The organism is Sinorhizobium sp. GQ132 (assembly GCF_059758575.1).
Genome location: NZ_JCAXDX010000018.1, coordinates 45,017 through 59,881, shown reverse-complemented (window position 1 = coordinate 59,881; position 14,865 = coordinate 45,017). Strand labels below are relative to the sequence as shown.

The following is a 14,865-nucleotide window of genomic DNA, read 5'->3' as shown; positions in this document are numbered from 1 at the left end:
GTCCCTAATACTTCGGAATGGGGCGCAGTCCTGCGTGGTCGCTCTCGTGGAAAAAGCCACTTTGCCCAATCAGATGGCCGAGCTTGGTGCCCAACGCGCCGCCCAATCGACTTCCTTGACGGAACAGGCCCGACCTGCTCTAGCGCGGCTATCGCCGCCTCTATTCCGCGATCATGCAAATTAACTGAGCCTGGGTGAAGCCGCTATTTCCTCGTTCGTCTGAGGGATTTCGCGGATGTCGTCAGCGTTTGCGCGAGAGTGTCGACTTTCGCAGATGTTTGAGAAATGTGTTCAGCACCTTCGAGCGGTTGCTGCGATCCCATACGACTGAGATCGGAAGTTTCTCCGTCAGATCGCTCAGGGGGCGTACTGCAACCCCATGTCTCGCCATATTTCCGATACAGCTGGAATAAATCGCCACGCCCGTCCCGACGATAACGAGACCGAAAATCCCGTCGCTGTTGGTGGCTTCCAAAACGATGTCGGGAAAGAAGCCCCTTTCCCGACATTTGGCGAAGACCTGCTGGCGAAACACGACCCAGCTATCACCGGTTCCGAAAACGAACTTCTCGTTCTTCAACTCGGCCAGCGTCAGCGACTGCTTTTGCGCCAGCGGGTGATCGGACGAAAGAACCACGACATATTCATTCTCGTCAAAAACCAGACTATCGGTCGATTGGTGCTCGAACTCTCCGTAAAGAAAGCCGACGTCGATTGTGTTCTGAAGAATCGCGACGTGCTGGCGTACGGTCGGCATGAATATCAGATCGAGATGAATGTCCGGGTGTGCCAGATTGAAATCCCTCAGGAATTCCGGCAGCTTACCGTTGATCGCAAAGTCGGTATAAGCAACGCGCAATTCGCCCTGTAGGCCGCGCGCCGCCTTTCGCGCCCGCGCTATGGCCAATTCGATTTGCCCAGTAACGCCGGAAATCTCCGTCAGGAACACCTTCCCGGCTTCCGTCAGCTCAACCCGCCGCGTCGTGCGGGTGAGAAGGGGGGCGCCTATTTCAGCCTCGAGCTGCTGGAGCGTCTTCGACAGTGCAGGCTGCGCGATACGCAGGGTGTTTGCGGCCCGTCCGAAATGCAGTTCGTTTCCAAGCACGATGAAGGCGCGCAGGTGTCGTAAATCGAGGGTCATCAGCACCTCCATTGATGTCTGCAAGCTATCAATAAAGCGCTGATCGATATTTTACAAATCAATCTGCGACCACGATCCTTTGTCGAGACGTTGAACCGGTCGATGGGATTTGAGCGAGATTAAAGGTCGCTCGAAGCCAATCCCACCATCTGGTTTGAAACGCCTCCGGAGCCCCTGTCCGTCATCAACCGGTACAGGCCGGACCGCCGTAAACCATGGCTCACGCAACACCGCAAGATGTCGAATAGGCGCGTCGGTGTTCGGCAAGCAGGTGAAGAACCGGTGCCACGCGTGGCCCAAGTCGTTCAGATCTCATCGTCCAGATTCGGGAGGATATCGGCATGGAACAGCAGGCAGACCCAAAAACGTCACCCAGCACGCTGAAGAAGGTCATCAGCGCGGCCGCCGTCGGCAATTTCGTGGAGTGGTTCGACTTCGCGGTCTACGGCTTTCTTGCGACCATCATCGCCAACCAATTCTTTCCAAGCTCGAGCGTCAGTCTGGGGCTTCTCAAGACGTTCGGCGTCTTCGCGGTCGCATTCGCGATGCGGCCCCTGGGCGGTATTTTCTTCGGGATTCTAGGCGACAAGGTCGGGCGTAAAAGCATCCTGTCACTCACCATTCTCATGATGGCCGGCGCCACGACCCTCATCGGCCTCCTGCCGACACATGCCAGCATCGGTGTGATGGCGCCGATCCTGCTGACTGTCTTGCGGTGCCTCCAAGGCTTCTCGGCCGGCGGGGAATATGCCGGCTCGGTGGCATATGTCATGGAGCATTCCCCAAATCACCGTAGAGGTTGGTACGGAAGCTTCGTGCCGGTGTCGACGTTTACCGCCTTCGCATGTGCCGCGCTGCTGGTCTTTGCGATGGAAAATAGCCTTTCCACCGAGGCAATGGCGTTGTGGGGATGGCGTGTCCCGTTCATCATTGCCGCACCGCTCGGCATTATCGGTCTGTTCCTGAGGTGGCGTATGTCCGAGACCCCGGCCTTCAAGGCGATGGCGGCCGAAGAGAACCTGAGTGCGCATTCTCCGTTGAGCGAGACGCTGCGGAGCCAGGCGGGCACGATACTTCGCCTGGGAGCCTTCATCTCGCTCACGGCGTTGTCCTTCTATACGTTCACGACGTACTTCGCGACCTATCTCCAGGTCGTCGGAAATCTCACCCGGCCTCAGGCGCTCCTCGTATCGACCGTGGCACTGTTCTTCGCCGCCGCGGCCTGCCCGATCGCCGGGCGGATTTCCGACAGCATCGGCCGGCGCAAGTCGATCGGACTGATCTGCGTGTGGGTTATCGTAACCGTTCTGCCGGCCTTCGGATTGGCGACGTCGGGCTCAGTGTTCTACGCCATCGGCGGTGTACTATTGCTCGCAGTCGGCGCTCTGTCCTGCGGGGTGGTGACGGCGACCTTGATGTCCGAGTCCTTTCCGACCCGCACGCGCTACACGGCCTCGGCCTTTACCTACAACATCTCCTACACAATCTTCGGAGGAACCGCTCCTTTGATGGCGACGTGGCTGATCGAGCGCACCGGCAACAATCTATCTCCCGCATTCTATCTGATGGCGATCGCCGTTTTCGCGATGGCGGGTGGCCTGGCGCTGCGCGAAACGTCGAGGATCTCCCTTTTCGGCGAGGCGTCTGAAACCGCTGGTGCCGCCGGAATTCGGGCTTCGCGGCGGCGCGTGGCTGTATAGGGACTGCGACCTGCCGCAGGCGCCCGTGGAAGGTCAGTCCGTGCGGCAATTCCACGCCATTCACACATGAAGCGGCAGGGCCTTTCAGCAAGCGCGGTCCAGCTCGCACCAATCCTTTCGATGACACTGCAAAAAGGGTGAAGCATGCTTCCATCAGTAGATATCAACGTGGACGATGTAACGGGCATATGGGAGACGGACGGTCTGCCTATGCTCTATATCCCGCGCCACTTCATGGTGAATGTTCATAAGGAAGTCGAGGGTGCGCTCGGCCTGTCCAAATATCGCGCCGTTCTGCAGGAGGCCGGCGCCAAATCCGCCTACTATTGGTGCCGCAAGCAATCCGAGACCTTCGGCATGTCTGGGTTTCGGGTTTTTGAGCACTACCTTGAACGTCTTACCGCAAGAGGCTGGGGACAGTTTAAGCTGGAGGGCGTTGCCGAGGATTTCGGCAGTGCGGACATAACGCTCAAGAATTCAATCTACGCATTGGAAAGCCACGTCCGCGCCGACCATCCCACTTGCTACATGTTCGAAGGGTTTTTCGTCGGCGGGTTCAAGTATCTGTTCGAGGAACAAGGCCGCGAGCCGCCGGAAATCGAATGCCGCGAAGTCCAGTGCGAAGCCATGGGCTTCGACTGCTGCCGGTTCGAAATCAGGGCCCATCCGAGCCTTTAGCATTTCGCCAAGTGACATACATTCAACGTGAAAGTGAAGGACGATGAACGAATCCGTTAGAAACGTGTACGACAATTCCGTGGTCATCGACGGTCTGATCATCTCCAATTGGAGCGGGGAAATCTTCCGGGAGATGCGCGCAGCAGGCCTCACCGCGGCAAACTGCACTTGCAGCGTTTGGGAAGGGTTCGAGGCGACGATCCAAAACATCGCCAAATGGAACGGCTGGTTCCGCGCCTATGCGGACGACATCGTCAAGGCACGATCCACCGAAGATATCGTTCGTGCCAAAAGGGCGGGCAAAACGGCGATCATCCTGGGAATGCAGAACACCACGGCCTTCGAAGACCAGATCGGTTACATCGAAATTTTGAAAAGTCTCGGCGTCGGCATTGCACAAATGACCTACAATACGCAGAACTGGGTCGGAAGCGGATGCTACGAAAGCCGGGACAGCGGGCTTTCGGACTTTGGGCGTGAAGTCGTTGCGGAAATGAACCGCGTGGGTATGCTTTGCGACCTCAGCCATGTCGGCCCAAAGACGTCCCGCGACGTCATTGACGCATCGAACAAACCGGTCGCCTACTCCCACTGCCTGCCAGCAGGATTGAAAGTTCATCCCCGCAACAAGAGCGACGAGGAGCTTCGCTATATCGTCGAAAAGGGCGGCTTCGTGGGCGTCACGATGTTTCCGCCTTTTCTCCCGAAGGGCGCGCACTCCAACATCGACGACTACATCGACGCGATCGACTATGTGGTCAATCTCGTCGGCGAAGATTCCGTCGGCATCGGCACGGATTTCACCCAGGGCTACGGGAATGAATTCTTCAATTGGATCACCCACGATAAGGGTTTCGGCCGGAAATTGACGGACTTCGGCGAAGTGACGAATCCTGTAGGCATCCGACGCATCGGCGATTTCCCCAATTTGGCAGAGGCCATGTCGCGCTCGGGCTGGAGAAGCGCAAAAATTGAGAAGGTTATTGGCGCCAACTGGCTCAGCCTTCTCGATCGTGTATGGTCCGTTTGACGCGATGCTCATGCGTGGCCGCACAAACCAAACTGTCGCGTGGTCGATGAGGCCACGCAATCGATCCAACGCCGCTGGGCGCGTTCCGAAGGAGCGACGAAGCGGCCGGGCTTGTCAACCTAACGAAGTATGGACCTCGCTGTGCGACGGGAGGCCGGGTCAGACGTCCACTGCCGCCGCTATCGGTTTCCCTCCGACGCAAATCGATGGGGGCGTAATCACTGGAATCCGCGGCGGGCTGCTATTGCCTCCCGAGTGTAAGTTTTGCGATGCTGCGCGGATTACCAGCCATAACATCATCTTAGTCGACGACCGCGACCCGGCCGAATGATGTGACCAAGGTGGAAGCCCCTGCGACCGCCGCCTAGATCGGCCGGGGCATGACTCGAAGGAGCCAAAGTGAAATGTCATACTCCGCTCGATTGTCGTCGTCAGAGGCGCAGGCGCGTCGGCTGAAGATCGGTTTCATCCTTACCCGCTCCTTCACCCTGTCAGCCTTTGCGTTGTTCGTCGACACTCTCCGGCTTGCGAGCGACCAGCTCGATCGATCAGGTCGCGTCCTCGCGGATTGGCAGGTCCTCGGCAGCACGAGGCACCTGATCACCTCAAGCTGCGGCGTCCAGGTCGCTCCCACATCGGATTTCGTCGATCCCGGTGAGTTCGATTACATTGCTGTCGTTGGTGGCCTTCTCAGGGTCGAGCAGCCGGTCGATTATGAAACAATCCGGTTTCTGAAGCGGGCCGCTTCGAAAAACGTTCCCTTGATCGGTCTGTGCACCGGCTCCTTCATTTTGGCGGAAGCAGGCCTGATGAAGGAACGCCAGACCTGCGTGAGTTGGCTTCACTACCACGAATTTCGCGAACGATTCCCTGACCATGACGTCCGACCGGACCGGCTGTTCAATCTCGACCGCAAGCGCGGCTCCTGTGCAGGGGGGAGCAGTGCCGCCGACCTCGCGGCTGCCTTGGTGCGGGCCACATCAGCCGGGACGCGGAGCGCAACGCTCTGGAAGTCCTGCAGATCGAAAAGGCCCGAACTCAGTTCGACATCCAGACGCGACAGCCGTTGCATGACTATGTCAACGACAATCGTGTCATGGCCACTCTAATAAATATGGAGCAGCATCTTGAAGGTGGGATCACCATCGAGCAGCTTGCGGCCTCCGTGGGGCTGTCACGTCGCCAGCTTGAACGGCTGTTTTCCGAGAAGGCGGGGATGTCTCCCGCGCTTGCTTTCCGGCGCCTCCGGTTAGACCGGGCAAAACAGATCCTGCTGACGAGCAGGAAACCCATAATCGAGATCGCGCTTGACGTCGGATTCGTGAACACCTCGCACTTTACCAAGGAGTTTCGGCGGACCTACGGCCGAACACCCGCGGAGATGCGAGATTTCGCGGCACGGGACGACAAGGGGTCGAAAGCAATCGCGGAGGTGAGCTCTCTAGCCTTAGTCTAAATTAGATTGCGCTGTGTGTGCCGGTGCGATGAATTCCTTGCGTGAGACGGCGAGGTGTGCCCCTAGGCTCGCCTCGAAGCGGCTGATGGAAATTGGTGCGATGGCGTTCTGCGAGCGCTGACGTTTGTGGCGGCCGTCTACGCGCCGGAGCGCTTCCGCTCATCCCGCGCGGTGCGGCCGCACTTCGGATTGACTCCGAAGAAATCTCAGCAGACCCCATAGAGCAGCGGCAAAGCTCCGACTGCGGACAGAGAGGCATGAAGCGCAAAAGGGATTGATGCAAGGGAGAATCTAATCCAAGTGCAACATTGACGGGTGAAGAGTAGGGCACTACGCGCATTCGCGCAAATGCGCCATGAAGACCTCGGTGGGCGTTCGATAGCCCAAGCACTTGCGCGGGAGCGCATTCATATGTTGGGCGAGGGCGACGAGCTGTTGCTGACTGACAGCGGAGAGATCGGTATGGCCAGGCATGCCGCATCGCAATTCCGAGCCGGAAAGGTGAGGGCTAATCGACTTGCGCATCGGGCTCGGGATGGCCTTCGACAAGGAGCGTCCGACCGCCGGGCGTGACGGCATCATTGTCATCGCCTGGGCGCTGGCGCAGGGGAGGTGAGACGGTCCCGCTCAGAAGAGCGCTTTGCTGAGAGAGGGCGGTCCAGGGTTCGGTTCTCGGTGGATGCTCTAGCTGACAGCAATGTTGCCCAATCTGCGCGTCCGGCAGGGCTTGCTGACGCCTAGTTCGACGGTGGACATTATCCCACTCCGAGGCAGCGCCGGTAGGCGGTCACTAAGCCACGCTTACTGAGCAAGTCGCATGCGGCAATACCAAGTCCCCATAATAGCCGCAGCACCCGCCAGCGCCCTCGGTCCTTTTGTCACACCGCGGAACGAAGCCCTGACCATTTCGGATTCAGGTGCAGGGCGAGGATATCGGTGAAGCCAAAGCTTACGGCTGGAGGATCGCAGCCTGGTGCTGATGCATGCCGCCTGATCCAAATCAAATGGGAACAAAGCGCCGAGCCGCTCGTTCGAGCGCCTGTGGGGGGGCAAGTCGCGTCCTCCAAACCGGGAGACCCCGCATGGGCAGTGCAAAGGACAAAGTGGCCGGCAAGGCCAATGAGCTCGCTGGTAAGGCCAAGCAGGCCGCAGGCGATGCAACCGACAACAACTCGCTCCGCGCCAAAGGCGCGGCGCAAAAGGCAAAGGGCGGTGCCCAGCAAGCCAAGGGAAAGCTAAAGGACGCAGTTAAAGGTGCTGTCGACAAGACTTAAGGCATTGAAGCTGCGGTTGGTGCAAAGGTGCGAACCTGTTCCTGCGCCTGCCGGAACAGGTTTCTCTTGCCGCCCATTGCGGGCGCAGAACATGCCATTCGTCGTCGCAAGCGCTTATGACTGACCGACCAGCATACCGGCAGGGGTTCATCCGTGCCTTCATTCCTGCCCTTCGAGAAAGATGCGCACGGTTTGGGAAGAGGCATCCGGACCATGCGGATCTGTATACGTTCCAGCGAAGTGGCCGCCGGACCAGGCTTGGCCGGCGTCCTCCACAAGCCAGCATTCCAGCGCCGGGCTATCCGCGCTGTCCGCGACGATGGTTCTTGCATACGGCCGCCCGCCGGTGGATCGGTCAGCTTTCTTCCGGACGGCCCAGCCCGCGCCACTTGACGTTACCGCCTCGACGATCCGATCGGCGTTAGAAGAATGCACCGTCCGGTCCACACTTCCTTGAAACACGATCGTCCGGAGCCGGTGCCGATTGGCAAGCCGCTTCGGACTGGATGCAAGGCCGCCATCGTCGCGCATCGCGGAGAAAGCGGACACGACGGCGTCGACCGACCCGTAGGCGAGGCCGGAATGGCTTCCCGCGGCTGAATTGAGATCGATGCAGGTCTCGCCCGTGACCGCCGCCATTGCGCCCCCTGCCGATGGGCCGACCACGAAGGTTCGACCGCGATCGAGGCCGAGTTCCGATATGACCTCGGTGGTGATTCCCGCAATGATCGAGGGTTCGCCCTCGTCGCGCATCTGGTGGCGGGCCTGAACCAGTTCCAGCAGGACGACGCGTTTTTAGCACGGTCGGTAGTTCCTCATCTGATTATCGAGTGCGCTCTTAACGTGATAGAAGGAGGCTGTAACGTGGTTCGTAGGCCAACGAGGAGGTCACCATGCCGCCGAAAAAAGGCACCAAGGAGTACCAGAACGAAATTATCAGAGTGCACTACGGCATCAACAACCAAACGCTTGGAGTACAGTCAGTCTGGGAGACACGCGGCGGTAAGCTGGCCTCGATGTCTGCCGGTCACCACTTTAGGCACCAATGTGTTGCTGGAAATATCGGTCACTCGGACGCGGTGTCCGTTGTCTTCGACCTTACCGGCGTTTTCACGCTGCCCGTGGATGTTGAGAACCATCCACTTGTGAACGAGCTTGAAGAGAGGGCCTCGATCATGCGTGCCCAACGAGCTCACGGCGCCTGCCGTGAAGTCATCTCGATCGTCGGCGCCAAGTGAAATACCGGGCTGCTCCACGCGAATGCGGTCGTGGCACCCGTCGGGCGTCAAATTAACATTGAACGATATGCGCGAAGGTGTCACCGACCGTTAAATGATGAAGTCTCGATCCACAATGAACGTGGCCCGTGCATTCTTCTCCTTTCAGGATCTCGGTAGCGATCAAGAGAGGTCGGCAGTCAAGTGCCAAATGTTCTTGCTAAACATTGAAGTCCGCTCACGCCGGGACCTGCGCAAAGGGGCGTTGCAACCCCTGAGCCGGTTGGACGATGTAACCGCCGCGGCATTGTTCCCTTGGGTTCGGTTCGGTGCTCGACAGGGAGCGTTCTGGCTGCGGTGCTTATGAGAGGTGAGTGGAGGAGAGAAAGATGGCAATCGTTCAATACCCCCTAAATATTACTGGACTTTTCCCGCTGTTTGCAAGAAGGTGTCTTTTTAAAAGTCTCTACATTATTTTTAGTAAGTTTTCGTATTGCCGCTCCTTATTACTCTAGTGAAGCTCGCGGTTCGCGGGCTTTGCTATATTCCAAGAAGTTCCGGAATAACCAAGAATGTCACCGAGTGCTCACCCAAAGGGTCCTGAAACTCAAACGGCAAGCGTCAGAAAAGGACGAGCGGAGGCGAGCGGAACTGGAAATCACCAGATGCCCGGAGGATATTACCCAATCCCCCTCTGCTACGGTACTTCTGCGGTTGAGACAGAACGCCCGCGCTGCAGCGAGAAACATGCTTGCGTCAGACGGGTGACGCTGAAACTCGGCCATCAGGAAATTTGCAACGTCTTGAGCACCTTTCCGTTCGGCGAAACCTCAAACTCGACACAAACCGACGCGTATACGCATCGAAGGACACGCACTTCGGCCCTGCTCGAGGTTGCGACGATATCGTCGGAACAGCCGCGCATCGTTCAATCCGAAGCTTTTTGCAACGTATTGAGAACCCGCACTGCCCGTGCTGCGTTTGTGGGGTTAAGCCCTGCCATCGTCCAAAGGCCTATCCTTACTGTCTCTCCCGTAAAAACGTGGTGAATCGTATAGGTGCCGTCCCCTTCGAAACGGCGGCCGTATTGATAGAGTTGTCCAGATCTGTCGGGCGCACCGCCTTCAGACTCCCATACGCTAAGGGCGAGCGCGTGCTCCTCGTTTTTTGTCTTCCTCTTGTGGCCCTCCTCGGGCTTGCCAGTAGCGGGAGCGGCGATCGTCTGTGAGGAGACGGCATTGCCACGTTCAATAGACTCCAAGTTGTCTTCCCCGCTGACGCGTTCCTGGCCGAGTTCGTCATTGCGAATGCGATACTGGTGCCAATCGGATGTCAAGGGCAGTTTGGCTGTGATGCGATAGGTCGTTGCCGCGCCGGGCGAGATATACGCGCGATTCTTGAGGCGCACGGTCACGCCGATTGGAAAGCGATGGTCACGCATTGGATTGGCCTTTACAGGTTGGATCAAGTCACGGCGTCGCGCCGATCGACTGCTATGAGGCCTTCGAGTTCCTCTGGATCGATCGGCACAAGGCGCATTCGATACTTGTTCTCGGTTGTTGCCGGGAGCGTGATGAAAGTTGCCACGCGACGATAGGCCGTCCAGGGGAGACCTTCGATCAGTTCCTCGTCTTCATCGACGACGTAGTCGCCGGCAGTGACCATCTCAGATAGTCCTGATATCCAGAATGGCTTATCAAAATGGACCGTTCGGTGTTTTGTTCTGGCGAACATGATTTGAGTCCTCTGCGGGATTTGAAAGTGGGCCGGATCGGTACAGTTGCGTTCCAGATCGGTGAGCTTACCGTGCCGATGTCTCTTCTAGCAGCGGAAACTCCCGCCGACATCAAGGGGAAATAAATACACCGCCATTGCGGCATTACCAAGTCACCATGCAATAATTCACGGAAAGACCGAATAAAACACTCGTTTGTTCGCAATAAAATATTCCAAAATAATTTGATTTGTTCTGCATATCCACGAATTAGCGTAAAGCGATCGTCACAAATAATAGTCTATTTACATTGTGAACATTAAGGCGCAAAATGGAAAATCTGGATTGCAACTGGCTCTTGGTTAGAGCGCGGGCCCGCCTCGATCCCGATAATCAACCGATTAAAGGGAATAAACTAATGACATTCGAACAGATTCTTGAAAGAACGAAACCCTATGCGATCGGCCTGGTGGTAGGGCTTTTTGCTGCACCCATCGTCGGGTTCAATGCGGGATGGATTACTACCACGACGGCCAGCGCGCAGGCGGCCGAGACAGCCAGAGTGGATGCGCTCACGGGTATTTGCTCAAGTGCCGCAGGGCGAATGGCAACCGCCCGCAGCACAGACCTGGCCACGTTCAAGGGCTACGACAATCGTGCGAAACGCGACGAGTTCGTCGCGGTGATTATGGCCGACATTCAGGTTCCGGCGGACATCCTCCCCCAGATCAGCTCGAGCTGTAGCCGCTCATTATCTTGAAGCAACGCGAAATGCCATGCTTTGGGCATCTCAAATATTCTACAATCAGGAGGTCGAAATGAAAAACCTCATTCCCGCTCGCTTCTATACCTATGATTTCACGCGTCTGGTCGCGATGATTGCCTTTACTCTGGCGATTGCCGTAATCGTCTATTCGGTCCTTTTCGGGAGCATTCTATAGGCGCGATCATGCGTGCATCCGTTCAATGAAGCTGCAAAGCATCCTGGACCGGCGTTCAGGGTGCCGAGCCATTGAATGAAGCCGACAAGTTATCCCGACATTAGCTCTTCGGGCGAGTAAAATGGCCTCGACATCGGAAGAGTTCGTCGGATCCTCGAGATGACACAGCCTCAGGCTTTCGCATTCGCCATCCTGATCGGCCTGATGGTCGCTTTCATATGGGGACGCCTCCGCTACGACCTCATCGCAGTTCTCGCGTTGCTTGCCGCAGTTTTCGCCGGCATCGTGCCGCACAAGCTAGCGTTCTCCGGCTTCGGGGACGACGTTGTCATTATCGTCGCCAGCGCACTCGTCGTAAGCGCCGCGATCGAGCGCAGTGGTGTCATAGAGGCATTGCTTCATCGCGTGGCGCCGAGCGTGACCTCCGTGCAGGGCCAGGTTGTTATTCTGGTGGCAGCCGTCACGGTTCTGTCCGTCTTCATCAAAAATATCGGCGCGTTGGCGATGATGATTCCGGTCGCGTTCCAGATGGCACGCCGTTCGAAAGCATCCCCTTCGTCATTTCTTATGCCGATGGCGTTCGGCTCCTTACTCGGTGGGCTCATCACCCTCGTCGGCACATCTCCCAATATTGTCGTATCACGGATGCGTGAGGAACTGACGGGCCAGCCTTTCAGCATGTTTGATTTTACCCCTGTCGGTATTGGTATTGCCGCAGCGGGGGTGGTTTTCCTGGCCTTCGGCTATCGGCTGCTTCCCCGAGACAGAGAGGCGGTGTCTACGATGGAGAAGGCACTGAATATCAAAGACTACATGACGGAAGCTCGCATCACTGCGAATTCGCCCGTCGTCGGGAAATCGATCAGTGATTTGTCTACTTTGCTGGATGACGAGGTCCTGATCACAGGGCTCGTTCGAAATCAGGTCGAGCGCCTTTTGCCACTGCCGGATCTCGTTCTCCAGCAGGACGATATCGTATTGCTGGAGGGAGATCCTGAAGCGCTGGAGCGAGGTATACGGCGCGCGCGCCTGGAACTGGAGGGGCACAACCGTCCCACCGAAGCAAAAGGAGTCGACGAAGAGATTGCCGGAATTGAGGTGGTAGTCGGTCCGAGATCAGTTTTGATTGGGCAAACGGCCAAGCGCTTGGCGCTGCATGACCGATTCAACATCAATTTGCTCGCGGTAAGCCGGAGTAGCCAGCGCTTCACCGAACGTTTGCGCGACATCGCGTTGAGACCGGGTGACGTTCTCGTTTTAAAGGGCGATCTCGTGCTTCTCCCGACCAAGCTGATGGAACTCGGTCTTCTTCCATTGGCCGAACGGGAGATCCGCCTTGGCAATCCGCGAAAACGCCTGATGCCCATGCTGATCCTAGCCGGTGCTATGGCGCTCACCGCATTGGGTGTACTGCCTGTTGCCACCGCGTTCTTCGCCGCTTCTGTTCTGACGGTCTTGTTTGGTGCCCTTTCACTCAGAGAAGCCTACGAGGCTATCGACTGGCCAATTGTCATAATGCTTGGCGCTCTCATCCCAGTCAGCGAGTCCATCCGTACCACCGGTGGTGCCGATCTTATTGCCGGCGCCCTCACTCAGCTTGCCGGCGCCTTGCCCCTCTTCGGCGCGCTTGCAATGATCATGGTGGTCGCAATGGCGGCGACGCCGTTTTTGAACAATGCCGCCACCGTTCTCGTCGTCGCCCCAATCGCAGTTACCCTTGCTCATCGCCTTGGCTACAATCCGGACGCCTTTCTGATGGCAGTCGCGGTAGGGGCAGCTTGCGATTTTCTCACGCCCGTCGGACACCAGTGCAATACTCTGGTTCTGGGTCCTGGTGGTTATCGCTTCGGCGACTATTGGAAGTTGGGGCTGCCGCTCTCGTTTATTGTGGTCGTGCTGGGTGTGCCTCTGATCCTGTTGTTTTGGCCGCCAGCTTAGTGCGTCGCGCCGATGCAGCGCGTCTGTCGCGCGATATAGCCGCCGGTACAACTAGAGAATGCGGATCGGCATTCTGCGGCAATGTCCTATCCCCTTCATAACGGTCCCGGGCGATGGACGCAGAACAAGGATGCGCAAGGGACCTGTCGCCAGCAACGCCGGTGGGCGCCTGCACTATCGTCTGTTAGGAGACGTTAGCAAGGTCAGCGCCATAAAACCGAGTGCTGCCGATATGACAGAAGCGCCGAGCACACCCAGCTTGACAGGGTTCAGAAGCTCGGGCTCGAAAGCAAGCTCGGCAATGAACAGAGCCATGGTGAAGCCTATCCCGGTCAGCAGACTGCCGGCCGCCAATAGGCTCCAGGATAGCTGGTCCGGGCGGCTCGCGAGGCGAAGTTTCACGGCGAGGAAACTGAAGAGCACAATGCCAGCCGGCTTGCCGACCACGAAGGCGACGACAATTGCGATTGTGAGGTGAACGTCGAAGTTTGCATCCTCTATCGGGACGCCCGCGTTGGAGACGGCAAAGAGCGGCATGATTGCGAATGCGACCCAGGGATGGAGGGCGATCTCGAGACGCTCGATCGGCGACACTGCTTCGCGGGTCGCGACGCCTGCCCGATGGAGGTCGCCGCGTGACGCCGTGTCACGGCTGCGATGGTCGCCGGGGGGATGGGCGATCACCCGGTCGAGTATCGCGTGGAGGCGGATCTCGCTTACCCACCTTCGCGCCGGCGTCATCAAGCCAAGTATCACCCCGACGAGCGTCGCGTGAACCCCCGATGCGTCGAATGCCAGCCAGATGGCGCTACCCATCGCGAAATAGACCGGAATGCTGCGGATGCCCAGAAGCGCAATTCCTGCGACGAAGGCAAATCCGAGTCCCCCGGTTCCGAGTGCCACCCAATTCAACGGTTCGCCATAGCCGACCGCCACGATCAATATTGCGCCGATGTCGTCAAAGATCGCAAGAGAGAGCAGGAACAGTCGCAAGCTCCCAGGTACGCGCGAACCGAGCAAAGCAAGGCATCCGATGACGAACGCCGTGTCCGTGGACATAACGGTGCCCCAGCCGCTCGCACCCGGCCCCCCGCCGACAAGCAGCAAATAGATTCCGGCCGGTGCAACCATCCCCCCGAGAGCGGCGGCGACGGGTAGAGCGGCCATTCGCGGATTGCGCAGCTCCCCCAGCACCAGCTCGCGCTTCAGCTCAAGGGCGATGACGAAGAAAAAAAACGTCATCAGCCCGTCGTTGATCCAGTGCTTCAGCGAACGATAGATCCCGATGTCGCCCAGTCTGACACCCGCGGGTATCTCCCAAAAGGCGAGAAACGACGACGACCACGCGGTATTTGCGAGGCCGAGCGCCAAGAGCGTACTGAGCAAAAGGATAATGCCTGCGGTGGCCTCGATCCGCAGAAACCGCATAAACGGCTTGGTAAGCCGATCTGCCGGTTCCCTGGGAAGCCTTGAGAGACTGTCGTTCATACCGTGAACCACTCCTGCGGTATTGATCGCGACTGGCAAATGTCTCCAGCGACTATTGCGAGGCCGAATCCCATAAAGTCAACACCGGACGACCTTAGGACGGGCGGCCGATAGACTTGATGACATCGGCCGCTCACGGCCTCGACAAACTAAGAATCCTGCCGGTCCGCCGGCACCGGCGACCCAAGAGATCGCGACAGGGATGTCGGCACATCGGGGGGTCAATGTCGCTTCGGGACCGCGAATATCGGCCGCTCGGTCTCGTGGACCGCAGCAGGCCTACGAACG

12 protein-coding genes and 4 pseudogenes are annotated in these 14,865 nt (G+C 58.0%); 10 read left to right on the top strand and 6 right to left on the bottom strand.

Features of this window, described 5'->3' with window-relative positions; genetic code table 11:
• Positions 1-241 precede the first annotated feature (241 nt).
• Positions 242-1,141 (bottom strand): LysR family transcriptional regulator, encoded by a 900-nt coding sequence (locus tag AC6CIG_RS27625; protein WP_498324211.1) that lies wholly within the window; start codon positions 1,139-1,141, stop codon positions 242-244.
• A gap of 341 nt (positions 1,142-1,482) precedes the next feature.
• Between AC6CIG_RS27625 and AC6CIG_RS27620 the strand changes: the two genes are divergently transcribed.
• From AC6CIG_RS27620 to AC6CIG_RS27600, 5 genes and pseudogenes are all read left to right on the top strand, one after another.
• Complete coding sequence (locus AC6CIG_RS27620; RefSeq protein WP_498324210.1) at positions 1,483-2,841, top strand: MFS transporter; 1,359 nt, start codon at positions 1,483-1,485, stop codon at positions 2,839-2,841.
• A 144-nt stretch (positions 2,842-2,985) separates the two neighbouring features.
• Positions 2,986-3,519, top strand: coding sequence for a DUF5943 domain-containing protein (locus AC6CIG_RS27615; protein ID WP_498324209.1), 534 nt, complete (start codon positions 2,986-2,988; stop codon positions 3,517-3,519).
• A gap of 43 nt (positions 3,520-3,562) precedes the next feature.
• Positions 3,563-4,549: a dipeptidase gene (locus AC6CIG_RS27610; protein ID WP_498324208.1), complete on the top strand. Its 987-nt coding sequence runs from the start codon at positions 3,563-3,565 to the stop codon at positions 4,547-4,549.
• Positions 4,550-4,953: 404 nt separating this feature from the next.
• Positions 4,954-6,005: pseudogene (locus AC6CIG_RS27605) on the top strand (GlxA family transcriptional regulator).
• A gap of 102 nt (positions 6,006-6,107) precedes the next feature.
• Positions 6,108-6,215, top strand: a pseudogene (locus AC6CIG_RS27600) (IS110 family transposase); the annotation flags it as partial.
• Positions 6,216-6,335: 120 nt separating this feature from the next.
• Here AC6CIG_RS27600 and AC6CIG_RS27595 read toward each other — a convergent pair.
• Positions 6,336-6,488, bottom strand: a pseudogene (locus tag AC6CIG_RS27595) (IS30 family transposase); the annotation flags it as partial.
• A 599-nt stretch (positions 6,489-7,087) separates the two neighbouring features.
• On the opposite strand from AC6CIG_RS27595, the gene AC6CIG_RS27590 reads away from it, so the two are divergent.
• Positions 7,088-7,279, top strand: a complete 192-nt coding sequence (locus AC6CIG_RS27590) for a CsbD family protein (protein ID WP_026617182.1) — start codon at positions 7,088-7,090, stop codon at positions 7,277-7,279.
• Positions 7,280-7,438: 159 nt separating this feature from the next.
• On the opposite strand, the gene AC6CIG_RS27585 is transcribed toward AC6CIG_RS27590, so the two are convergent.
• Positions 7,439-8,032 (bottom strand): CE1 family esterase, encoded by a 594-nt coding sequence (locus AC6CIG_RS27585; RefSeq protein WP_498324207.1) that lies wholly within the window; start codon positions 8,030-8,032, stop codon positions 7,439-7,441.
• Between the two features lie 140 nt (positions 8,033-8,172).
• Here AC6CIG_RS27585 and AC6CIG_RS27580 point away from each other — a divergent pair, with 140 nt between their 5' ends.
• Positions 8,173-8,517, top strand: coding sequence for a hypothetical protein (locus tag AC6CIG_RS27580; protein WP_275598458.1), 345 nt, complete (start codon positions 8,173-8,175; stop codon positions 8,515-8,517).
• Between the two features lie 1,203 nt (positions 8,518-9,720).
• On the opposite strand, the pseudogene AC6CIG_RS27575 reads toward AC6CIG_RS27580, so the two are convergent.
• Both AC6CIG_RS27575 and AC6CIG_RS27570 read right to left on the bottom strand, forming a co-directional pair.
• Positions 9,721-9,937 (bottom strand): annotated as a pseudogene (locus AC6CIG_RS27575) (hypothetical protein); the annotation flags it as partial.
• A 23-nt stretch (positions 9,938-9,960) separates the two neighbouring features.
• Positions 9,961-10,230 carry a hypothetical protein gene (locus tag AC6CIG_RS27570; RefSeq protein ID WP_275598457.1) on the bottom strand — a complete coding sequence of 90 codons (270 nt, stop codon included), beginning with the start codon at positions 10,228-10,230 and terminating at the stop codon, positions 9,961-9,963.
• A 398-nt stretch (positions 10,231-10,628) separates the two neighbouring features.
• On the opposite strand from AC6CIG_RS27570, the gene AC6CIG_RS27565 reads away from it, so the two are divergent.
• The 3 genes from AC6CIG_RS27565 to AC6CIG_RS27555 all read left to right on the top strand — a co-directional run bounded on the left by AC6CIG_RS27565 (position 10,629) and on the right by AC6CIG_RS27555 (position 13,089).
• The gene (locus AC6CIG_RS27565; RefSeq protein ID WP_275600268.1) at positions 10,629-10,970 is read left to right on the top strand and encodes a hypothetical protein; all 342 of its coding nucleotides are present in this window, start codon (positions 10,629-10,631) and stop codon (positions 10,968-10,970) included.
• 58 nt (positions 10,971-11,028) lie between these two features.
• On the top strand, positions 11,029-11,151 hold the full coding sequence (locus AC6CIG_RS27560; RefSeq protein WP_275598456.1) for a hypothetical protein: 123 nt from the start codon (positions 11,029-11,031) through the stop codon (positions 11,149-11,151).
• A 159-nt stretch (positions 11,152-11,310) separates the two neighbouring features.
• Positions 11,311-13,089: an SLC13 family permease gene (locus AC6CIG_RS27555; protein ID WP_498324206.1), complete on the top strand. Its 1,779-nt coding sequence runs from the start codon at positions 11,311-11,313 to the stop codon at positions 13,087-13,089.
• 174 nt (positions 13,090-13,263) lie between these two features.
• Here the strand turns inward: AC6CIG_RS27555 and nhaA are convergent, their stop codons facing one another.
• On the bottom strand, positions 13,264-14,577 hold the full coding sequence (gene nhaA, locus AC6CIG_RS27550; protein WP_498324205.1) for a Na+/H+ antiporter NhaA: 1,314 nt from the start codon (positions 14,575-14,577) through the stop codon (positions 13,264-13,266).
• Positions 14,578-14,865 lie beyond the last annotated feature (288 nt).